Origin of the sequence: Erwinia artemisiae (genome assembly GCF_051400835.1) — a bacterium.
GTDB classification, from domain to species: Bacteria; Pseudomonadota; Gammaproteobacteria; order Enterobacterales; family Enterobacteriaceae; genus Erwinia; species Erwinia aeris.
In genome coordinates, this window is sequence record NZ_JBLFFM010000001.1 from 370,133 (window position 1) to 392,264 (window position 22,132).

17 protein-coding genes are annotated in these 22,132 nt (G+C 57.0%); 10 read left to right on the forward strand and 7 right to left on the reverse strand.

What is annotated here, in order from left to right:
• Nucleotides 1-111 precede the first annotated feature (111 nt).
• Nucleotides 112-1,065, forward strand: coding sequence for a sugar-binding transcriptional regulator (locus tag ACMGEE_RS01860; protein WP_436829569.1), 954 nt, complete (start codon nt 112-114; stop codon nt 1,063-1,065).
• A 72-nt stretch (nt 1,066-1,137) separates the two neighbouring features.
• Nucleotides 1,138-1,704 carry a DNA endonuclease SmrA gene (gene smrA, locus ACMGEE_RS01865; RefSeq protein WP_301251692.1) on the forward strand — a complete coding sequence of 189 codons (567 nt, stop codon included), beginning with the start codon at nt 1,138-1,140 and terminating at the stop codon, nt 1,702-1,704.
• Here the strand turns inward: smrA and ACMGEE_RS01870 are convergent.
• Nucleotides 1,701-2,624: a LysR substrate-binding domain-containing protein gene (locus tag ACMGEE_RS01870; protein WP_253453985.1), complete on the reverse strand. Its 924-nt coding sequence runs from the start codon at nt 2,622-2,624 to the stop codon at nt 1,701-1,703. The two genes, smrA and ACMGEE_RS01870, sit on opposite strands and share 4 nt — an antisense overlap.
• A 309-nt stretch (nt 2,625-2,933) precedes the next feature.
• Here ACMGEE_RS01870 and ACMGEE_RS01875 point away from each other — a divergent pair, with 309 nt between their 5' ends.
• The 3 genes from ACMGEE_RS01875 (at nt 2,934) to ACMGEE_RS01885 (ending at nt 8,155) form a co-directional block, all read left to right on the forward strand.
• Nucleotides 2,934-4,262 (forward strand): MFS transporter, encoded by a 1,329-nt coding sequence (locus ACMGEE_RS01875; protein ID WP_253453987.1) that lies wholly within the window; start codon nt 2,934-2,936, stop codon nt 4,260-4,262.
• 498 nt (nt 4,263-4,760) lie between these two features.
• Nucleotides 4,761-6,290 (forward strand): carboxylesterase/lipase family protein, encoded by a 1,530-nt coding sequence (locus ACMGEE_RS01880; protein ID WP_436829570.1) that lies wholly within the window; start codon nt 4,761-4,763, stop codon nt 6,288-6,290.
• Between the two features lie 206 nt (nt 6,291-6,496).
• Nucleotides 6,497-8,155: a methyl-accepting chemotaxis protein gene (locus tag ACMGEE_RS01885; RefSeq protein ID WP_369894686.1), complete on the forward strand. Its 1,659-nt coding sequence runs from the start codon at nt 6,497-6,499 to the stop codon at nt 8,153-8,155.
• Between the two features lie 45 nt (nt 8,156-8,200).
• Here ACMGEE_RS01885 and pepT read toward each other — a convergent pair whose 3' ends face one another.
• Nucleotides 8,201-9,439: a peptidase T gene (gene pepT, locus ACMGEE_RS01890; protein ID WP_436829571.1), complete on the reverse strand. Its 1,239-nt coding sequence runs from the start codon at nt 9,437-9,439 to the stop codon at nt 8,201-8,203.
• 48 nt (nt 9,440-9,487) lie between these two features.
• Nucleotides 9,488-9,667 carry a GDFGVC terminal motif YodC-like protein gene (locus tag ACMGEE_RS01895; protein WP_125287631.1) on the reverse strand — a complete coding sequence of 60 codons (180 nt, stop codon included), beginning with the start codon at nt 9,665-9,667 and terminating at the stop codon, nt 9,488-9,490.
• Between the two features lie 124 nt (nt 9,668-9,791).
• On the opposite strand from ACMGEE_RS01895, the gene ACMGEE_RS01900 reads away from it, so the two are divergent.
• Nucleotides 9,792-10,220 (forward strand): OsmC family protein, encoded by a 429-nt coding sequence (locus tag ACMGEE_RS01900; protein ID WP_125287630.1) that lies wholly within the window; start codon nt 9,792-9,794, stop codon nt 10,218-10,220.
• Between the two features lie 418 nt (nt 10,221-10,638).
• Nucleotides 10,639-12,195: an ABC transporter substrate-binding protein gene (locus ACMGEE_RS01905; protein ID WP_436829572.1), complete on the forward strand. Its 1,557-nt coding sequence runs from the start codon at nt 10,639-10,641 to the stop codon at nt 12,193-12,195.
• Nucleotides 12,196-12,226: 31 nt separating this feature from the next.
• On the opposite strand, the gene ACMGEE_RS01910 is transcribed toward ACMGEE_RS01905, so the two are convergent.
• A complete protein-coding gene (locus tag ACMGEE_RS01910) occupies nt 12,227-13,135 on the reverse strand; it encodes a LysR family transcriptional regulator (protein ID WP_436829573.1) in 909 nt (302 codons plus the stop codon).
• 151 nt (nt 13,136-13,286) lie between these two features.
• Here ACMGEE_RS01910 and ACMGEE_RS01915 point away from each other — a divergent pair, with 151 nt between their 5' ends.
• Both ACMGEE_RS01915 and ACMGEE_RS01920 read left to right on the forward strand, forming a co-directional pair.
• A complete protein-coding gene (locus ACMGEE_RS01915) occupies nt 13,287-14,717 on the forward strand; it encodes a M20 family metallopeptidase (protein WP_436829574.1) in 1,431 nt (476 codons plus the stop codon).
• Nucleotides 14,714-16,021, forward strand: a complete 1,308-nt coding sequence (locus tag ACMGEE_RS01920; RefSeq protein ID WP_253454001.1) for an MFS transporter — start codon at nt 14,714-14,716, stop codon at nt 16,019-16,021. Before ACMGEE_RS01915 ends, ACMGEE_RS01920 begins: the two co-directional genes overlap by 4 nt.
• Nucleotides 16,022-16,252: 231 nt before the next feature.
• Here the strand turns inward: ACMGEE_RS01920 and ACMGEE_RS01925 are convergent, their stop codons facing one another.
• The 3 genes from ACMGEE_RS01925 to aldA all read right to left on the reverse strand — a co-directional run bounded on the left by ACMGEE_RS01925 (nt 16,253) and on the right by aldA (nt 20,735).
• A complete protein-coding gene (locus tag ACMGEE_RS01925; protein WP_436829575.1) occupies nt 16,253-17,620 on the reverse strand; it encodes an L-serine ammonia-lyase in 1,368 nt (455 codons plus the stop codon).
• A 34-nt stretch (nt 17,621-17,654) separates the two neighbouring features.
• Nucleotides 17,655-18,932 carry an HAAAP family serine/threonine permease gene (locus ACMGEE_RS01930; protein WP_301729516.1) on the reverse strand — a complete coding sequence of 426 codons (1,278 nt, stop codon included), beginning with the start codon at nt 18,930-18,932 and terminating at the stop codon, nt 17,655-17,657.
• Nucleotides 18,933-19,298: 366 nt separating this feature from the next.
• Entirely contained in the window at nt 19,299-20,735 is a 1,437-nt protein-coding gene (aldA, locus tag ACMGEE_RS01935) for an aldehyde dehydrogenase (protein ID WP_253454007.1), read from the reverse strand.
• 351 nt (nt 20,736-21,086) lie between these two features.
• On the opposite strand from aldA, the gene rhaT reads away from it, so the two are divergent.
• Nucleotides 21,087-22,121, forward strand: coding sequence for an L-rhamnose/proton symporter RhaT (rhaT, locus tag ACMGEE_RS01940; RefSeq protein WP_253454009.1), 1,035 nt, complete (start codon nt 21,087-21,089; stop codon nt 22,119-22,121).
• Nucleotides 22,122-22,132 lie beyond the last annotated feature (11 nt).

Genomic DNA, 22,132 nt, shown 5'->3' on the forward strand with positions numbered 1-22,132 from the left:
TTACAGCCTGGTGAATTTTTTACCAACGGTCTGCGGGAGCGATCACAAAATTTGCTTTTGCCCGTCAATCGGGCAATTATTCGGATTGGGCTTAAGGAGTGGGATATCACAATGAGCAAGCACGACAAAAAGCTGGATCTGGCGGCCAGAGCAGCCTGGATGTATTACGTGGCGGGAGAAACCCAGCAGGATATCGCTGAAAAACTTGGCGTATCGCGTCAGGTAGCGCAGCGGCTGGTGGCGCTGGCGTCAGAACAGGGGCTGGTGAGCGTCAGCGTCAATCATGCCGTGGCCGACTGCATGACGCTGGCGCAGCAGCTACAGGAAAAATTCAGCCTGGCGTTTTGTCAGGTAGTGCCGTCTGGCAATGTGGAAGGCGGCGGCTTACAGCAGATGATTGCCGTAGCGGGTGCGGAAGTGATGGCGCAAACGCTGAAAAGCGAGCGGCCGCAAATTGTCGCGGTAGGATCGGGAAGAACCCTGCGGGCCACTATCAACGAGCTGCCAGAGCTGGACAGGCCGCAGCACAGCTGCGTTTCGTTGATCGGCGCTATCGCCAGTGACGGCTCCTGCACCCGTTATGATGTGCCGCTGTGGATGGCGGAAAAAACGCAGGGACGCTATTTTATCCTGCCCGCGCCGCTGTATGCCGACAGCGTCGACGATCGCGATTTGTGGTGCAATCATCGCATCTACCGCACCGTTACGGAGAAGGCCGCCCAGGCGGATATTATGTTTGTCGGCATTGGTCAGGTTTCGCCGGACTGCCCGCTGAACGCGGATGGCTTTATCAGCGACGATGAAGTGACCACGCTGTTGGCGGATCGGGTGGCCGCAGAGATGCTTGGCCATTTTATCGGTGAGGAAGGCGAAAGAGCGGCAACCGCTCTGGACAGCCGTTTGACCAGCGTGCGGCTGACGGCCCATACCCAACGCAATATCGTCGCTTTTGCGGGAGGCAGCGAAAAGCATCGGGCGATAGCCGCCGTGCTAAGGGGCGGTTGGATCAGCGGGCTGGTCACCGACGAGGCGAGCGCACGTTATGCGCTGGCGGCGTCCGCCTGAAGTTTTGCCAGAGCGGCCCGGTGAGGATACCATTACACTATCCTTAATCGTGGCCACCGGGGAACCTGTATCATGAGCTTTAATGATGAAGACCTGTTTAAAGACGCGATGGAAGACGTTACGCCGCTCAAGGATTGCAGCAACATTCTTTGGTTAAAATCCCCTTCGACGAAATCGCCTCGCCAGCGCCAGGAAGAGCAGCAGCTGGATAATCCGCTGACCAGTGGCTTTTTGACCGTTATCCCCCGGGAAACGCCGTTGGAATACAAAGCGGAGGGGATCCAGCAGGGCGTGCTGGATAAGCTGCGGTTGGGCAAATATCAGGTCGATGCCAGTCTTAATCTGCTGCGTCAGCCGGTGGAAATCTGCCGTCAGTCGCTTTACAGCTTTATGCTGCAGGCGGAGCGCGAAAATTACCGCAATCTGCTGATCGTGCATGGCAAAGGCAAAGAGGACGAATCGCACGCCAATATCGTCCGCAGCTATCTGGCGCGCTGGCTACAACAGTTTGATCAGGTGCAGACGTTTTGCAGCGCTCAGCCGCAGCACGGCGGCAACGGCGCCTGCTATGTGGGGCTACGTAAAAGCGAGCAGGCGCGCCTGGACAACCGCGAACGGCACGCCAAGCGCAGCCGCTAGCCGGAGTGGGATTTACGGATGGTCGCCATCAGCACTTCGGCGCTGCGGCTAAGGGGCGCGCCGGTACGGGTAATAATGCCGACCGGTTCGCCCGGCCCATGTGAGGCGACGGGCAGCGCGGCCAGCGCATTATGCAGCAGGTCGTCCTTGATCGCGCCGGAAGGCACGAACCAGACATAGTTATAGCGAAGCGCCAGCTGACGGGCGAGCGAGGTTGCAGAGGTTTCCACTACCGCATCCGGCAGGCGGCAGCCGTGATCTTTCAGCATCGCATCGGCGATACGGCGCGGCGCGGTGCCCTCCGGTGAAATCACTACGGGCCAGTTAAGCGCCCGCGACAGCGTGACGTTGTCACTTAATAGTGGGTGTTCGGGCCTTACCACCAGCCGCAAAGACTCCAGAAACAACAGCTCGTAGGTCAGGCCGGTCATCATCTCCGTTTCGGCCATGCGGCCAATGCCTACTTCAAATTCGCCCGCTCTCAGTCCGGCAAGCAGCACGTTGTTGTGCAGCGTAGCGACCTGAACCAGTGTTCTGGGCTGCTGCTGGTGAAAGCGTTCCAGAATTGAAGGCAGCATCCCCAGCGCTACCGTGGTTAACACGCCGATGCGCAGCACGGCCGGATCGCGCGCGGCCACCGGGCTGAGCGACTGACCGGCATGGTTAAGCGCATCCAGAATCCGCACCGCATGGGTCAGAAACTGCTCGCCCGCCGTGGTCAGCTGCGCGCCAAGACGGCCTCGCTCAAATAGCCTGGCCCCGGCCATCTCTTCCAGCTCGTTCAGTGTTTTTGACAGCGCAGGCTGGCTAAGCGACAGCACCTCGGCGGCGCGCCCCAGCGTGCCTTGCTGCGCCACGGCGACAAAAGTATGCAGATGGCGCAGACGAATGCGCTGATTAAACAGGTAATTTTTTTCCATAACTGCAGCGTAGACAGCAAGGTGGCGGGCAGGCAAGCGGCGCGTTGGAATACTGTTAACCTTATTGCAAAATTTCATTAACATAAGGGCGTTTTTCCATCACTTTTCGCCGCCCGGAGGCAATAGCCTCATCACCTTTACTGATAAAAGCCCTTTTTTTCCTTGCGGATGCTTGCTTTTTTCGGGGAAATTGCTACGCAAACGGGTAATTCACCGGGTGAAATCGATAACAATCCGTTATGATAGCCAACACTTTTTTTCGGAACCGACGCCAGCCGCTTTGCACACCGCTGGCCATGGAGCGCTAACGTGGAGAGTATTGTTGCGACAGATGTCCGCACCCTGATCAACGAAGGCAGCGTCAGTCGCTATCAGCAGCGTATTATCGCTCTCTGTTTTGCGGTGGTGGCGATGGACGGCATGGATATCGCCCTGATGGGCTTTATCGCGCCGGCGCTTAAGGTTTCCTGGGGCGTCACCACGCAGCAGCTGGGCGCTATCATCAGCGCCGCGCTGATCGGCCTGGCGCTGGGTGCCCTGTTTGCCGGCCCGCTAGCCGATCGCTTTGGCCGTCGCGTCATCATTATCAGCAGCGTTTTTTTCTTTGGCCTGTGGACGCTGGCGACCGCCTTTTCGCATAACGCCGATCAGATGATGCTGTTCCGCTTTCTTACCGGCCTTGGGCTGGGCGCGGCCATGCCCAACGTCGGCACGCTGGTGGCGGAATACTCTCCCGAGCGCAAGCGCGCTTTCATTATTACCGTGGTGTTCTGCGGCTTTACCTTCGGCGCGGCGGGCGGCGGCTTTGCTGCGTCCTGGCTGATCCCTCATTACGGCTGGCACGCCGTGCTGATTCTGGGCGGGCTGCTGCCGCTGCTGATCGTGCCGCTGTTGCTGAAATGGTTACCGGAATCGGTGCGCTTTTTGCTGTCGCGGCAGGCGCCCGTAGAGCGTATCCGGCAGATAGTTGAAAAAATGGCGCCGGGCCAGGTACAGCAGGGAAGCCAGTTCGCCATGGCGGAAAAAGCGCAGCGCGAGGGCGCGGTGAAGCTGGTGCTGACGCGACCTTATCTCTCCGGCAGTGTGCTGCTGTGGGGCAGCTACTTTATGGGGCTGTTTCTGGTCTATCTGATCGGCAGCTGGCTACCTTCGCTGGTGAAAGATATGGGCATGACGGTTACGCAGGCCGCGCTGGTGACCGCCATGTATCAGGCCGGCGGCACCGTTGGCTCGCTGTTTGCCGGCTGGATGATGGATCGCTTTAACGCCAACCTGGCGCTGGCCGCCATCTACTTTACCGGCGCTATCGCGACGGTAGCGATTGGCTACGCGCCGGCAAATACGCTAATCCTGAGCCTGGTCGCTTTTTGCAGCGGTTTCTGCCTTAACGGTGCTAATACCGGCATGAACGCGCTGTCGGCCAGCTATTATCCTACCCACGCCCGCGCGACCGGCTCCAGCTGGATGCACGGCGTAGGGCGCATGGGCGCTATTCTCAGCGCCTTTGCCGGCGCGCAGATGCTGGCGATGGGCTGGCATATTACGGAAGTTTTCTCCAGCCTGGCTATTCCGGCGGTGCTGACCTCGCTGATGCTGCTGGCGAAATACCGCTTCGGCCACCAGCGTAGCGAAGAATAGTTTCCGGCCAGCCGTCGTCATTTCGTTGTCAAAGCCGTGTCGGAAACGATGCGGTAATAGCTTTCAGCCAGCCAGCGTCATTTCGTTATCAAACCGTGTCGGAAACGGCGCGGTAATAGCTTTCAGCCAGCCAGCGTCATTTCGTTATCAAACCGTGTCGGAAACGATGCGGTAATAGCTTTCAGCCCGCCGTCGTCATTTCGTTATCAAACCGTGTCGGAAATGGCGCGGCTTGAGCTGACTTTGGCTGTAAATATCCCCTTACGCCCTGCAAAAGAACGACATTGATTTCCCGGTTCTGTTGATTAGCAGACTGCAAATTACAGCATGAACTGAACGGTTCGATAAATAATAATCATTTGATTAATAATCAGAAAAATTGGAAGAGCATGATCCAAATGTTAAGGAACCGTAAGCATTTTCTGTAAATGAGGTCACCCGTTGGACTTTGCCGTGGCGCTTGCAAATAATAGTCAGCAGATTACTCAGGACGCAGCAATGAAAAACGAACGCTTGATAAGGATAAGGACGGCAGAAGGGACCCTGTGCGGCAGTCTGGATAAGGACGTTTTTGTTTTCAGGGGCATACCTTATGCCGCGCCGCCTGTCGGCGAGTATCGCTGGCGATCGCCGAAGCCGGTAACGCCATGGCAGGGAGAGCGTGACGCCACGGCATGGGGGGCGGCCAGCTGGCAGAACCGGCAATATTGCACGGCGGTGGGCGGCGGCGATCCGGGCGCGTTCAGTGAGGATTGTCTCTATCTGAACGTCTGGACGCCGGAAACGGAGCCGGCGGGCCCAATGCCGGTCATGGTCTGGATCCACGGCGGCGGTTTTACCATTGGCGCGGCAGGCCTGGCGCCCTATATCGGCCAGCCGCTGGCCTCGCAGGGCGTGGTGGTGGTTACCCTTAACTATCGGCTGGGTCATCTGGGATTTTTTGCGCATCCGGCGCTGGATAAAGAGTATGCGCCGGGCGAAGTCGTCAATAATTTTGCGCTGCTGGATCAAATCGCTGCTTTGCAATGGATACAGCGTAATATCGCTGCCTTCGGCGGCAATCCGCATAACGTAACGATCTTCGGAGAATCATCCGGCGCGCGCAGCGTGCTTTCGCTTTTTTCCTCGCCGCTTTCGGTTGGATTGTTCCATAAAGGCATCGCGCAAAGCCCCTATGCGCTGCCCGATCTACCGCGCGAAAAGGCGTTGGCAAACGGCGAAAAGCTGGCCCGCCATTTTGATTTGCCGCACGCCACGGCGGAGCAGCTGCGCGCGCTGCCTGCCGACGCCTTCTGGCCGCTGGAGAGTTCGCTGGCTAACGGCCCGGTGGCGATAGCGGGCGATCGGGTTTTACCCGTACCCATGCTGAAAGTCTTTAACAACGCCGCCCAGCACAAACTGCCGTTAATGATCGGCAGCAACAGCGATGAGGCCAGCGTCCTCAGCTATTTTGGGGTCGATCCCGCGCTGATTATCCGGCAGCTGCGCGCCACGCAGCGCCTGGGATTGCGTATGAAAATGATCCGCCTGCTGTACGACGGCCTGTATGATGACGACAAGCTCGGCAGGCAGGTGGCGCGTGATATGACTTTTACCGCCATGGGCTATATCGCCGCGCTCTCCCACGCCCGCAAAGGTATCCCTGTCTGGCGCTACTACTTCGATTACGTATCAGAAAATTCGCGCGACCTTTATCCTGACGGAACCTGGCACGGCAATGAGATCCCCTATACGCTCAATACCCTCGACGAGCTGACTGCGCAAATGGGCGATCGCCCCTTTACCGCAGGCGATCGCGAGTTTGCTAAAAAGGTTAGCGGTTACTGGCTGAATTTTGCCCGCCACGCCAGCCTCTTTTCTCACCGGCTCGAAGGCGAACCCGACTGGCCGGTTTGGCAGCCTGGCGCAGACGTAATGATGCGCTTCGGCGAAACGGGCCCGACGCTCAGGCTGGAGAAAAACTTTATGCGCAGACGGATGCAGCTGTTTCGCCTGCTGATGAAAAATATTGTTAAACTTCGGGAATAATTTTTTAACATCGTCCCGCTGGATTTATAACGGATAAAAAAACAAATAACAGGCGCAGCAAGGACTTAACGCTGCGCTATGGTCAGTAACGCCCTGAATAAGAAAGAAATAATTACTCATGATTTTGTTGGCGATGCCGATAACTCCTGTCAAGCGTCCACCACGCAGGACGAGCACTCGGGTTTTAACATCGTTACGGAGTAGTTATGAATTTGCTAAAAGATTTTACCATCCGCAGCGTAATGCTGTCGATCCTCGGGCTTTTCTGCCTGCTATGGACGGCAGTGGGCATTTACAGCGTCTGCGCGCTGAATTCGCTGGGCCAGGGCAACGAGGTTGACCGTGAGCTGGTGAACCAGATGACCACCCTGAGCAAGGGCAACGATCAATATTTTCGCTTTATTACTCGTCTGACGCGCGCAGTGGAATCCCGCCAGGCGGGAAGCCCAACGGCGGCTGCGGATATGGCCTCGGTACAAAAAGCGCTGGATAACATGACCAAGCTGCTGGCCGATTTCAAAGCCGAAGCGCCAGGCCCACTGGCGCCAGGCTACGCTGCTGCCGTCATCGCCAGCTGGCAGAAACTGCTGGACGAAGGGGTTCTGCCGCAGATGCAGCTGGCACAGCAGGCGTCGCTGGACGATTTCCGTCGTCATGCCGCCAGCGTGACGCCGCCGCTCAGCCGCGCTTTTGGCGCCAGCGTGGATAAATTCAATCTTGCCGCTGGCGAAAAGCTGGACGTGACGCGCGTCACCGTCGATCACCTGACCGATATGACTAAAATGATCATTGTTATGGCGGTGATTGCCGGCCTGCTGATCCTGCTTTTTACCGACCGCTACCTGGTAAAAATGCTGGTGCGCCCGCTGGATGGAATGCGCGAGCACTTCCGCCGCATCGCCGAGGGCGATTTGAGCCATCCGCTGGAAGATATCGGCCGCAACTGCGTTGGCAAGCTGATGCCGCTACTGCGCGCCATGCAGGATAGCCTGCGGGAAGCCGTCAGCGCCATCCGCAGCGGCACGGATAATATCTACCGTGGCGCGGCGGAAATCTCTTCCGGTAACAACGATCTTTCCTCCCGCACCGAACAGCAGGCCGCCGCGCTGGAAGAAACCGCCGCGAGCATGGAGCAATTAACGGCCACCGTGAAATTCAACGCCGACAACGCGCGTCAGGCCAGCGAACTGGCACAGAGCGCCTCAACCACCGCCAGCAAGGGCGGCAAGCTGGTAAAAGACGTGGTGGATACCATGCAGGGCATTTCCGGCAGTTCTCGCAAGATTGCGGAAATCACCAGCGTGATTAACAGCATCGCTTTCCAGACCAACATTCTGGCGCTGAACGCAGCGGTAGAAGCGGCGCGGGCAGGCGAGCAAGGCCGTGGTTTCGCCGTGGTAGCCAGCGAAGTGCGCAACCTTGCCCAGCGCAGCGCCGGGGCGGCTAAAGAGATTGAAACGCTGATTGCGGATTCCGTTACTCGCGTGAATCAGGGATCCCGACTGGTTGGCGAAGCCGGTAGCACCATGGACGACATGCTACAGGCGGTAGCGGAAGTTGTGGAGATCATGAAGCAGATCGCCTCCGCTTCGGAAGAGCAAAGCAAGGGCATTTCGCAGATTGGCACCGCCATTACCGAAATGGACAGCGTGACGCAGCAAAACGCCTCGCTGGTGGAAGAGGTTTCTACAGCGGCCAGCGCGTTGGAGCGCCAGACCGAAGAGCTGACGCTCTCCGTTTCTAAGTTCCGTCTCTCACCGGCTACAGCCGCCACGCCGTCACCGGCGCCTTACGTCAAGGCCGCGCCGATTAGCGCACGACCAGCCGTGGCGAAAGCCAGCGCCGATGACTGGGTCTCTTTCTGATCCTCGTTATGCCTTAGCCTGAAGCGCCGTGACCCGGCGCTTTTTTTATGCCTGCCGCGCGGCCAGCAGGCAAAGCTGTTCTGCTACCTGATAAGACTTCACAAAGGAGGAGACCGGCAGGAATTCAAAGCGGGAATGGAAGTTGTGCGCGCCGGTAAAAAAGTTTGGCGTCAGCATGCCCTTCGCCGACAGCGCCGCGCCGTCGGTTCCGCCGCGCATCGGCGTAACCTTCGCGGTAATGTTCAGCGTCTCCAGCGCGGCAAACAGCAGATCTATCGCTCGTCGATCTTCGCCGATAGCGTTGCTGATATTGCTGTAGATCTCGCTGATGCTGACCTCCACCTTGCCGGTCGGATACTGTCCGGCAATCAAGGCGGCGACCTCGTTGATTTGCTGCTTGCGTTGCGCAAAGCCCGTCAGCCCGAAATCACGGATAGAGGCTTTTAGTCTTGCCTCGCTCGCGTTTGCCGTCATCTCGTTAAACCAGATATAGCCTTCACGTCCGGCCGTGTGCTCCGGCGTCTGGCGGCGGTCAAAATGGCTGATAAAATCCCAGGCCATCAGCAGGGGATTCACCAGTACGCCTTTGCCTGACATCGGATGCGCCGGCACGCCGGTGAAGCGGATATCCGCCGACGCCGCGTTGAAATTTTCATAGACCACTTCGCCCAGCTCGCAGCAGTCAATGGTATAAGCGAAATCGACGTTAAAGCGTTTCTCCAGATCCAGCGCTTTGGCACCGCGCAGGCCGATCTCTTCATCAGGCACAAAGGCGACCACGATATCGCCGTGCGTCGCTGCGTCGCGGAGGTTTTCCAGGAGCGTCATCACGACCGTAACGGCCGCCTTATTATCGGCGCCCAGCACGCTGGTGCCGTCGCTAAAGATAATTTCCTCATGCTGATAAGGGACGATCTCCGGGTGTTCAGCCACCCGCAGCCAGATCTCCTGTTCACTGTTGAGGCAGAGATCCTGGCCTTCAAAGCGCAAAATCTGCGGGTGAATATGGGGCGAGAGGCCGACATCGACGGTGTCGATATGGGTGATAAAACCGATACGCGGCGCGCCCGGCGCCTTGCCGGGCAGGACAGCGGTAACGGTCGCGCATTCATCGACCTGCACATTTTCCAGCCGCAGGGCGCGCAGCTCTTCCGCCAGCAGGTTAGCCAGCGTCTGCTGACCGGGCGTGCTGGGCAGGCTTGTCGCGGCGGCATCGCTCTGGCTGGTGACGGCAAGATAGCGGAAAAAACGGCTGGTTAACTGGCTGGCCAGTTGCTGAGACATAGACAATCCTGTGCTTAAGAGAAGAAAAGGGCCGGGCGGCCCTGCTTATCAGCAAACGCCAAAGTCGCCGTCTTCATGGTAAAGATTGACCGAGCTGGCAGGCACCTCGATCTCTTTTTTGTCGGCATCATCCACTCTGGCACAATAAAGCGTCTCGCCTTTAACCTGCAATACCACCATCTTTGGGCCGCCGGTTTTACTTTGCACAATATCATCAGTTTTAAACATGGTATTTCTCCTGTGGTCTCCTTCTATTAACGGTTAGTAAATGAGCATTTGCAAGTGCTTCGTCAGCAAACTGCTGAAAAGTCACTATACTTACCCTTCACGCAAAGCAAACGGGAGGATATTGATGACTATTCATAAGAAAGGTCAGGCACACTGGGAAGGCGATATCAAGAAAGGTAAGGGCACTATCAGCACCGAAAGCGGCGCGCTGAAAGAACAGCCTTACGGTTTCAACACCCGCTTTGAAGGCAAGCCGGGCACTAACCCGGAAGAGCTGATCGGCGCGGCACACGCTGCCTGCTTCTCGATGGCGCTCTCGCTGATGCTGGGCAACGAAGGTCTGGTGCCGGACAGCATTGACACCACGGCGGACGTCTCGCTGGATAAAGTTGGCGAAGGCTTTAAGATTACCAAAATCGCGCTGCAGAGCCAGATCGCCCTGCCGGGCGTCGACAGCGCTAAGTTTGATGAAATCATCAATCAGGCCAAAGCGGGCTGTCCGGTTTCCCAGCTGATGAATGCGGAAATTACGCTGGATTATAAGCTGAACTAATCGGGCCCCGATACCCTGCCGCCCGGCAGGGTATTATCTCTTCTTTCTACTGAAAATCTCTTTATAGCGCGCTGGCAATGTGTTGCTAATTACCCGTTAATTAAATCTCCTCGGTAAACATCCTCTAAATACCTGGCTGATCTTAACAGCAGGTCTGTTTAATCAGCGTTATCTCCAACGCGCTATTTTATTTCGCTTCTGCCGGGGCGCGCATTCAGGATTAACCGTAACATCAGTAAGTTGTATGGATAAATATCAAACCGAATTCCCTTTGCTATTTGGATAAAACAAGGTTAATAGTGGTTTGCGGCTTGATTCCGACTCAGGCTTCACGGCATTGATATCCGGCACTGACTTAATCTTTTAATCAGGGGAGAAGGGGATGAAGCAATCGGTATTGAAAGGAGTAACAGCCGCTATGCTACTGGCAGCGGCAACGGGCGCGGCGGCCAATACGCTGGTATTCTGCTCGGAGGGATCGCCAGAAAATTTTAATCCGCAGCTTTATACGTCAGGCACCAGCGTAGATGCCAGCGCCGCGACCGTTTATAACCGGCTGGTGGACTTTAAACCCGGCACCACTGAACTTATGCCAAGCCTGGCAGAAAGCTGGGATATCAGTGCTGACGGCACCGTTTACACCTTTCATTTACGCAAAGGCGTAAAATTTCAAAGCAACCGCTATTTTCATCCCACGCGCGATTTTGGCGCAGACGACGTAATTTTTTCTTTTATGCGGCAGAAAGATCCGCAGCACCCTTATCACAACGTTTCCGGCGGCACCTACGCCAACTTTGAAAGCCTGGAGTTCGGCTCGCTGATTAAAAATATCGAGAAACTGGACGAGCACACCGTGCGCTTTACGCTGGCCCATGCCGAAGCGCCGTTTCTGGCCGATCTGGCCTGGTATTTTGCTTCTATTCTTTCGGCTGACTATGCCGATGCCATGCTGAAAGCGGGCACACCGGAGAAGGTCGACAGCGATCCGCTCGGCACCGGGCCTTTTGTGCTCGCGCAGTATCAGAAAGATTCGCGCATTCTTTACCGCGCTTTCCCTGAATACTGGCAGGGGAAAGCGAAGCTGGACAGGCTGGTTTTCTCTATTACCCCGGATGCCTCGGTACGTCTCGCCAAGCTGACCAAAAATGAATGCCAGGTGATGCCGTTTCCCAACCCGGCCGATTTGCCCAAAATACGGGCGGACAGCAATCTGGTGGTGATGCAAAAACCCGGACTCAACACGGGCTTTCTGGCGTTTAACACGCAAAAAGCCCCGACGGATAACGTCCGGGTGCGCCAGGCGCTGGCGATGGCGATCAACAAACCTGCGATTATCGACGCTATTTTTCAGGGGACGGGCACGACGGCAAAAAATTTGCTGCCGCCTGACGTCTGGAGCGCCGCCAGCGATTTACAGGATTATCCTTACGATCCGCAGCGCGCTAAAGCGCTGTTAAAAGAGGCGGGCGTGGCGCCGGGCACCGCCATAGAGCTGTGGGCGATGCCGGTTCAGCGGCCTTACAACCCCAACGCGCGCCGTATGGCGGAGATGATCCAGGCCGACTGGCAAAAAGTGGGCATCAACGCCCATATCGTCACCTTTGAATGGGGCGAGTATTTGCAGCGCGTTAAAAACGGCGAGCATCAGGCGGCGCTGATGGGATGGACCACCGCGACAGGCGATCCGGATAATTTCTTCGGGCCGCTGTTCAGCTGTACCGCGGCGAAAGGCGGATCGAATTCGGCTAAGTGGTGTTACAAGCCGTTTGATGCGCTGATTACTGAGGCGCGCTCGGAACAGGATCATCAGAAGCGCGTGGCGCTTTACCGCCAGGCGCAGCAGATGATGCATGATCAAATGCCGGCGGTGATGATTGCCCATTCCACCATTTTTGAACCGGTACGCAAAGAGGTGATGGGCTATCAGGTTGATCCTTTTGGCAAACACCTTTTCTGGCAGGTCGATCTAAAATAGCCGCGGCTATTCGGCGCGGGAGCGGGCTGTTTCAGCGCCCGTTCCCGCTGTGCTTGCCTAATTCTTCGCAGGCATAGGCAAGGAACAGATTCAGCGCCGCTGAACGCTGACGGCCGGTCACGGTCTGAACCTGCAATGTACGCTGGGTCAGCTGATCGATCCCGAGAGAGCGCAACGCCAGATCCAGTCCGGCGTGCTGGAACAGCACCGTGAACGGGCTGCATAGCGTGATCGCCAGCGGGTTTTGCTGTAAAAATGCATAGAGCGTGCTGAAATTATTGCAGGTGAGTACCGGCTCGATAAAGGTCCCGTTCATCTGACAGGAGAGATCAAACAGCTGGCGCACCGTGGTAGCGCGATCGGGCAGCGCCATCGGCCAGGCGGATAAATCCTGCAGTCGGATCGACTTTTCCGCCAGCGGATGGTCTTTACGCATCACCATCAGCACCGGCGCGGGCCAGGAGCCCAGCACCTCGACGCCGCGCTCCGGATGCAGGCTGAACTGAAAAGCCACATCGCATTCGCCCTGGCGCAAAATATCCGCCACTTCCTCAACGCTTCCTACGGTCAGGTTAAAGCTGACCGCCGGATTGAGCTGACGGAACCGCGAACACAGCCCCGGCAGCAGGCTGAACGCCATGCCGTCGGTACAGGCGATGCGCAGCGCCGTGCGCCGTACCGCCTTCAGGCCTTTGATTTCCGCTTTTGCCTGCTCCATGCCCAGCAGGCTTCGCCTGACGTGACCCTCAAAAATTCTGCCCGCATCGTTAAGGATCATACCGCGTGCATGACGCTCAAACAGCGGCGCGCCAATATCCGCCTCCAGACGCTGGATCTGACGACTGATAGCCGAAACGGCCACAAACAGCTGCTGGCTGGCGGCGCTAAGCGAACCTGTACTGGCGACGGCCAGAAAATAGCGGACTTCAGGACTAAGCATAAACCTGCCTCTTTATGGTGCATGCTGCCTGGTAGTGCAGCGAACCTTTGCTTTTGCAGCAAAGCTTGTTTGATATTTTTATAATTGTGGCAAAGCCAGATTTTAGCTTAGATGGAAGCCATAACACTATAAAAGCAAACACAGGTGACTTATGACCCTCGAGCAGCTTCTGACGCAGGCCATGGCATGGTTTGACCGCGGTGAGTTTAAACAGGTGCTGGCCAGACGCATCGCCATTCGTTCCGAAAGCCAGCGGGAGAACCGCGAGGCGGAGATCCAGCGCTACCTGCAGCAGGAAATCGCCCCGGCCATGCAGGCAATGGGCTTTGAGCTAATCGCAATCGATAATCCTCAGGCGCCGCGCTACCCGTTTCTGCTGGCCTCGCGTATTGAAGACGCCGCGCTGCCGACGCTGCTCTGCTACGGACACGGCGACGTAGTGTTCGGCGACGACGAAAACTGGCGCGAAGGGCTGGCTCCGTGGCGGCTGACGGAAGAGGGCGACCGCTGGTACGGGCGGGGCAGCGCGGACAACAAAGGCCAGCACTCGGTCAATATCGCCGCGCTCGAACAGATCTACGCGGCTCGCGGCGGCAGGCTGGGGTTTAACTGCAAATTTTTGTTCGAAATGGGCGAAGAGATCAGCTCGCCCGGCCTGGCGCAAATCTGTCGCGAAAACCCGGAACTGCTCGGCGCAGATATTTTTATCGCCTCTGACGGCCCCAGGCTGAGCGCCGAAAGGCCCACGCTGTTTCTTGGCTCGCGCGGGGCGGTAAACGTTCGGCTGAGCATCAACGCCCGCGATCGCGACTACCATTCCGGCAACTGGGGCGGCCTGCTCAGCAATCCTGGCACCCAGCTGGCGAACGCTTTTTCCTCTCTGGTGAACCAGCACGGCCAGCTTCAGGTTGCGTCGCTGAAGCCGCCGGCGCTGACGGAAGAGATCCGCGCGATCCTGAGCGACATTACCCTGCAACAGGATGTCAACGGCCCGCAGATCGATGCGCAATGGGGCGAAGCGGGGCTGACCCCCACTGAACGGCTCTATGGCTGGAACACTCTGGAGATGCTGTCCTTTCTGACGGGCAATCCGGCGCGGCCAATGAACGCTATTCCCGGCAGCGCAACGGCGGTCTGCCAGCTGCGTTTTGTGCCGGGCACCGACTGGGAAAACATTGAGCGTCACCTGCGTGAGCACCTGGCCGCAGCAGGATTCAGCCAGGTAGAAGTGAAGATGCTGCGCGGCTCGCCAGCAACCCGGCTCGATCCGCGCAATCCGCTGGTGGGCTGGGTGCTGGAGGCAATCCAGCAGGTCAGCGGCAAAAAGCCCGCGCTGCTGCCAAACCTGGGCGGTTCACTGCCGAATGACGTCTTCGCGCATATTCTGAACCTGCCCACGCTCTGGATCCCGCACTCCTATCCGGCCTGCGGCCAACACGCCGTGGATGAACACATGCTGCAATCTGTTGCGCGTGAGGGTTTGCAGATAATGACCCGGCTGCTGTGGGATCTGGGCGAGAAGGGCAGCGAACTGATTGCCAGCCACCAGCGGTTCAGGCAGCAGCAAGGAGGCGCGCAATGAGTACCTTAATCGACCAGCAGCGTTCTGTAGCGGCCACGCCCAACCTGTATAAAACGCTGTTCGCCACCTGTATCGGCAACGCGCTGGAGTGGTTCGATATTGCGATTTATGGCTTCTTCGCCAGCTATATCGCGCAGGCTTTTTTCCCCACGGCGGATCCGGCGGTGTCGCTGCTGCTGACCTTCGGCAGTTTTGGCGTTTCTTTTCTGATCCGCCCGCTTGGCGCGGTGGTGCTGGGCGCCTATGCCGATCGCGTCGGGCGCAAAAAAGCGCTGCTGATGTCCATTTCCCTGATGATGCTGGGCGGCGCTATCATTGTTCTTATGCCCGCTTACGCCACTATCGGCCTGGCCGCGCCGGTGTTGGTGCTGCTGGCTCGCCTGATCCAGGGTTTTTCCGCCGGCGGCGAATTCGGCAGCTCGACGGCTTTCCTGGTTGAGCACTTCCCGCAGCGCCGCGCTTTTATCGCCAGCTGGCAGTTCGCCACTCAGGGAGCCAGCACGCTGATGGCTTCGGCGTTTGGTCTTGGGCTGGCACACTCTCTGAGCGAGGCGCAGATGGAAAGCTGGGGCTGGCGCCTTCCTTTTGCCTTCGGCCTGCTGATTGGCCCGGTCGGGCTGTACATTCGTCGTCATTTGCACGAGCCGGAAAGCTTCAGCCGCCGCGAGAAAATTCGCTCGCCGCTTCGGCTGTTGGCAGGGCAGCAGAAAAGCCTGATGCTGCTGGCGATCGGCCTGATGATTATTTCAACCGGCATCAACTATATGCTTAACTACGTGCCGACCTACGCCACCAAAAGCCTGCATCTTTCTGCGACCACGGCCTTCAGCGCCACGCTGCTTGCGGGCATAATCCTGACGGTGGTCACGCCGCTGATGGGGCTGTGGGCGGAAAAAATCGGGCGCAGGCCGCTGATGTGGGGCTCGCTGTCGCTGCTGCTGGTAACTATTTATCCGGCTTTCGCGCTGGTGGTGAACCAGCCGACGGCGGGCAGGCTGCTGTTGCTGGTCGGCTGGTTGGCGCTGCTGAAATCGGTCTACTTCTCAGTGGTGCCGTCAATGATGGCCGATCTCTTCCCGGTGACCACGCGCGCCAGCGGTATGGCGATTAGTTACAACGTCGCTGTGACCTTGTTTGGTGGTTTTGCGCCGCTGATCTGTACGTTGCTGATTAGCGCGACCGGCACCAGCCTGGCACCGGGCTATTACCTGATGGCACTGACGCTGCTCAGCGGCTGGGCGCTACTGAAAAGTCAAACCAGGCCAGGAGAAGAACAAACGGGCGAGCGGGGTGAAGCGCTGTAGAAGCAGCCCGAAACGAAAGGTTCATGCCTTTAGTAAAAACTCTGGCAACTGGCCAGGAACAAAAGATGCGTGCCTTATAAAACCAGCCTGAAACAACGGATATGCGCCTTTCAGGCTATGTGCAGCAACCAAACGCGACAGGCGCGCGCCTTTCTAAAGCGATAAAAAGCCCGCGTGGTTATGACGCGGGCCAAACAGGGCAACGATCGATACGGCTAAGCCAACCCTGGCTTAACTGGCGGTGACCACTTTAATTGCCAGGCCGCCACGAGAAGTCTCACGATATTTAGCATTCATATCTTTTCCCGTTTCATACATGGTTTCAATCACCTTATCCAGACAGACCCGAGGCTCGCTGACGCGATAAAGCGCCATCCGTGCCGCGTTAACCGCTTTGACGGCCGCGATGGCGTTGCGCTCAATGCAGGGTACCTGCACCTGGCCCGCCACCGGATCGCAGGTCAGCCCAAGGTTATGCTCCATGGCAATCTCCGCCGCGATGCAAACCTGGGCTGGGCTGCCGCCCAGCAGTTCGGCCAGCCCGGCGGCGGCCATGGAGCAGGCGACTCCCACTTCTCCCTGGCAGCCTACTTCCGCGCCCGAAATCGAGGCGTTCATCTTATACAGCGAGCCAATAGCGCTGGCGGCCAGGATAAAGCGAGCCAGCGAACCGGCGTTGACTTCACGAATAAACTTATCGTAATAGGCAAGCACCGCCGGGATAATACCGCAGGCGCCGTTGGTCGGTGCGGTTACCACGCGGCCGCCCGTGGCGTTTTCCTCGCTGACCGCCAACGCAAACATATTGATCCAGTCAACTACCGCCAGGGGATCGCTGGTGGTTTTATCGCTGCTGACCAGCGTGCGGCGCAGGGCTGCCGCACGACGCGGCACCCGCAAACTGCCTGGCATAATGCCTTCCGTAGTCATGCCGCGGGCAATGCCGTTGCTCATGACTTCCCACAACCGCAACAGGTAAGCATCCAACTCCTGCGGAGAATGTAAAGCCCGCTCGTTTTGCATCATCAGCCCGGAAAGCGACAGCCCGGTTTTGGCGCAGTGCTGGCGCAGGTCGGCGGAATTTTTATAGGGCCAGGGCACCGCAACGGCGCTTTGCCGTGGCTGATGAAAATGCGCTTCATCAACGATAAAGCCGCCGCCCACGGAATAGTAGACTCTGGTCAACAGGCGCCGGGAACCGGCAAAGGCGGTAATACGCATCCCATTTTCATGAAGCGGCAAATTCACGCTGTGAAAAACCATGCACTGCTCAAGCGGAAAGGCGACTTCGTGTTTGCCTTCAGCCAGGGGAAGACGACCCGTAGCGGCCAGCTGCTGCATAAAAGGCGCAATGGCATCAATATCGACGCTTTCCGGCAGCCAGCCGGCCAGCCCCATAATAATAGCGGTGTCGGTATTGTGCCCTTTGCCCGTCGCCGCAAGCGAGCCGTATAAATCCACAACCAGCGAGGTGGCGTCAAGGAGCAGATGGTGGGCAATTAATTCATCAATAAAAGTTTTACCGGCCTTCATTGGCCCGACGGTATGCGAGCTGGAAGGCCCGATACCGATTTTAAACATGTCGAAAACGCTAATCATAAAAACTCCGCGCGAAAAGAGAAGGCCCGGCCGATCAATTCATCAGTGAGTAAACAATGCCCGAAATGGCGACCAGGCCTGCCAGCACCACGAAAAGGTTGCTGAGGTGGCCGCGATACTGCTGCATCGCCGGGATCCTGCGGATCGCATACATCGGCATCAGGAACAGGATCATGGCGATCACCGGGCCGCCGAGCGTTTCGATAATGCCCAGAATGCTGGGATTCAGCGTGGCGACAAGCCAGCAGGTCAGCAGCATAAACAGCGCCGTCAGGCGGTTAAGCTTTTTCGGCCCGATCTCTTTTCCGACGGAGCGCAACGATTTTGCTACGATGCCGTTAAAGCCCTCGCGCGCGCCTAAATAGTGTCCCAGGAAAGATTTTGTTATAGCGATCATGGCGATAATCGGCGCCATCCAGGCGATAACCGGGGCGTTAAAATGATTGGCCAGATAAGAAAGAATGGAGATATTTTGCGCTTTAGCCGCGGCCAGATCGGCCGGCGTCAGGCTGAGGACGCAGCTGAAAACAAAAAACATCACCGTCAGCACCATCATGCCGTGCGCGCGTGCCAGAATGCGGGAACATTTCGGCTCGGCGTCCGCGCCATACTCTTTGCGTTTGGCGACGGCAAAAGAAGAGATAATTGGCGAATGGTTAAAAGAAAATACCATCACCGGTATCGCCAGCCAGAGCGTCAACATCAGGCTGCCTGAGCTGGTCGTAGTAAAAGAAAGCGTATCCAGCGCGGCGCTGTTCCAGCGAGGGATCAGATAAACGGCCAGCACCATCAGCGCGGCGACAAATGGAAAAACCAGCACGCTCATCGCTTTTACGATCATCTGTTCGCCAAACCGCACGATAGCCATCATCGCCACGATCAACAGCAGCGACAGCACCATACGCGGTGGGCTGATCATACCCAGCTGATGCGTCAGAAAACTCTCTACCGTATTGGTTATCGCCACGCTGTAAACCAGCAGAATAGGATAGATAGCTAAAAAATAGAGCAGGGTTATCAGCTTGCCTGCGCCGCGACCAAAATGTTCTTCCACCACTTCCGTTATATCTTCGCCGGGATTTTTACCCGACAGCACAAAACGAGTCAGCCCGCGATGGGCGTAATAGGTCATAGGGAAGGCGAGAAGGGTCATAATAATCAGCGGAATTAACCCGCCAACGCCGGCATTGATCGGCAGGAAAAGCACCCCTGCGCCGATGGCGGTGCCGTATAGTCCCAGCATCCAGACGGTATCGGTTTTACGCCACGTCGTAGCGGCAAGCGGTTCTGCGGCTGCCTGAGGAATATGCATTGTACTCTCCGGTTAAAATAATAATCTAAAAAGCTGCCAAATTATCAAAATTTAGTATGGGTTATTCCGCTCGGAGCGCGATATTAAACTACTCAGGCGGCGGCAAGGAAACTAACCTGAACGTGCCGGATAAACAGTGATCCGGATCTCGCATCGGATATTAAAAAAGTCTTAACGCGCACTTTATTATTTTGCTGAGAAGGTTGGTTGAGTATTAATAATCAGGAGGGATAAAAATCAGGCTGGAAATAAAATATATTTTATATTTTAAAAAAATTAACTAAGCGGAGGTAACATGCATAATTATAAGCGCGTGGTAACTTTTGAGTGAGAAGAAAAAGGCCGACTATCATCGGCCCTGGTTATTCAGCGTGCCTGTAAATAAACGACGTGGGTCTGTAGATATTCTTCCAGGCCGTGGCGACCGTCGGCGCCGCCAATGCCGGATTTACGCCAGCCAGCATGGAAACCCTGCATCGCTTCAAAATTTTCGCGGTTAACGTAGGTTTCGCCAAACCGCAGCTTTTTCATCGCCTGCATCGCCGTATTCAGGTTTTCGGTAAAAATGGAGGAGGTCAGCCCATATTCGCTGTCGTTAGCCAGCGCGATCGCGTCATCCAGCGTTGCGAAGGGGATAACCGGCAACACCGGGCCAAAAGTCTCTTCCCGGACGATAGCCATGTCCTGGCGTACGTTGGTCAGCAGCGTTGGCTCAAAGAAGAACCCGCGATCGCCTTTGCGTTTGCCGCCAGCCACTACAGTCGCGCCCTGTTCCACAGCATGGGCCACTTTGTGCTCCAGCCGCGCCAGCGCGTCGGCAGAAATCAGCGGGCCCATATCCAGCGTGTCGTCCTGCGCGGGATCGCCGCAGCTGACCGCATTAAAAGCCGCCGTCAGGCGGCGCACCACCTCATCATAAACGCCTTCCTGGACATAAAGGCGCTCCGTACAGTTGCAGACCTGCCCGGTATTAATCATGCGCGAAGCCACGATGGCTTTTACCGCCAGATCCAGATCCGCATCGTTCATGACGATGGCGGGCGCTTTGCCGCCCAGCTCCAGCGCGACTTTGGTGACGTTTTTTGCCGCCGCCTCCAGCGTGGCGATCCCGGCGTTTACGCTACCGGTCAGGCTGACCATTCCCACTTCCGGGCTGGCGGCCAGAGCCTGTCCTACCTCCGGCCCATAGCCGGTTACCAGATTGAACACGCCCGGCGGCAGCCCAATCTCTTCAACGATTTCAGCAAATATTATCGCGTTGGCCGGCGTCAGCTCGCTGGGTTTGATCACAATGGTATTGCCGGTTATCAATGCCGGAGCGGCTTTGCGGGCAATCAGGAAAAAAGGGAAGTTCCACGGCAGGATCCCCGTGGTCACGCCAATCGCTTTTTTCAATATCAGGATGGTTTCGTCAGGGCGATCGCTTTGCACAATCTCTCCTTCATAACGGCGCGCCCATTCGGCCATATAGTCCAGATAGTCTGCGGTAAACAGCACTTCCGTCTGGGCCAGCTGCTGCGTTTTGCCGCCTTCCGCCACGATAGTGGCGGTCAGCTCCGCTTCACGACGACGAATGCCTGCCGCAATCTGGCGCAGCCAGCGGCCACGTTCAACGGCCGGTAACGCTTCCCAGGCGGGTTGGGCAGCTTTGGCCGCGCTGATGGCGCGATCGGCCTCTTCTTTATCGCTTTGCGGGATGCGGCACAGCAGCACTTCGGTAGCGGGGTTAATTACGTCAATCCAGCGATCGCTGCGATTCTCAACAAACTGGCCGTTAATAAAACAATGATGCAGGCGCGTCACAGGCGTCGTCTCCGTAAATGATATTTTGCGTTTTAGTTAATGTAATGTTGCAGTTATGCTGCCGCATTGAGAGGGTTAATGCCTTTCTCTGAGCGCCACGCCACGCGTGAAACTGGCAAAAAGACAAAGAGATTTGACGAAGAGTGCTGAATAAACAGCAGGTTAATGGAAATATTTGGATGTTTTTCAGAGCAAAGACAGATAACCTGTATCTGTGATCGCAGACGGGATAAGACGGTGGATTTTGCCATTTTCATGCCGGCGCAGGCAGCCAGCCAAAGGTGTGGAGAGAGGCAACCTTCGTAGACTCAGCCTACCGGGAATTTTACCCTCCTATGAAGGAAAAAAAGCATGAGCCACCTTATCTTTGCAGGTATTTTCTGGCATCTGGTGGGCGCGGCCAGCGCCGCCTGCTTCTATGCGCCATTTAAAAAAGTGCGTCACTGGTCCTGGGAAACCATGTGGTCCGTAGGCGGGATCATGTCATGGCTTATTCTGCCCTGGGCCGTCAGCGCCGCGCTGCTGCCTGATTTTTGGGAATTTTACGGCTCTTTTTCGCTCGCGCAGCTGCTGCCTGTTTTTCTGTTCGGCGCCATGTGGGGGATTGGCAATATTAACTATGGTTTAACCATGCGCTACCTGGGCATGTCGATGGGAATAGGGATCGCTATCGGCGTAACGCTGGTGGTCGGCACGCTGATGACGCCGCTGTTACAGGGGCGATTTGTCGAACTGTTCAGCTCCACGGGCGGCCGGCTGACGCTGCTGGGGGTACTGGTGGCGCTGTGCGGCGTGGCGATTGTTTCCCGCGCCGGGCTGCTGAAAGAGCGGGCAATGGGCATTACGGCGGAAGAGTTCAACCTTAAAAAAGGGCTGGTGCTGGCTGTGTTCTGCGGAATTTTCTCCGCCGGCATGTCGTTTGCGATGAACGCCGCCAAACCGATGCAAGACGCCGCCCTGGAGCTGGGCATCAATCCTTTATATGCCGCGCTGCCCAGCTATGTGGTGATTATGGGCGGCGGCGCGCTGGTTAACCTGGGCTACTGCTTTATCCGTCTGGCTACCCAGTCCAGCCTGTCGGTAAAGGCGGATTTCTCGGTAGCGAAACCGCTGCTGGTCAGCAATCTGCTGCTGTCGCTGCTGGGCGGCACCATGTGGTATCTGCAATTCTTCTTCTATGCCTGGGGCCACGCCCGCATTCCCGCGCAGTATGACTTTATCAGCTGGATGCTGCACATGAGTTTCTACGTGCTCTGCGGAGGGCTGGTCGGGCTGGTGCTGAAAGAGTGGAAGAACGTCGGCAAACGTCCGGTCAGCGTGCTGTGCGGCGGCTGTCTGGTTATTATTCTTGCCGCCAACATCGTTGGCCTGGGGATGATCTCCTGATCGGAACGCCA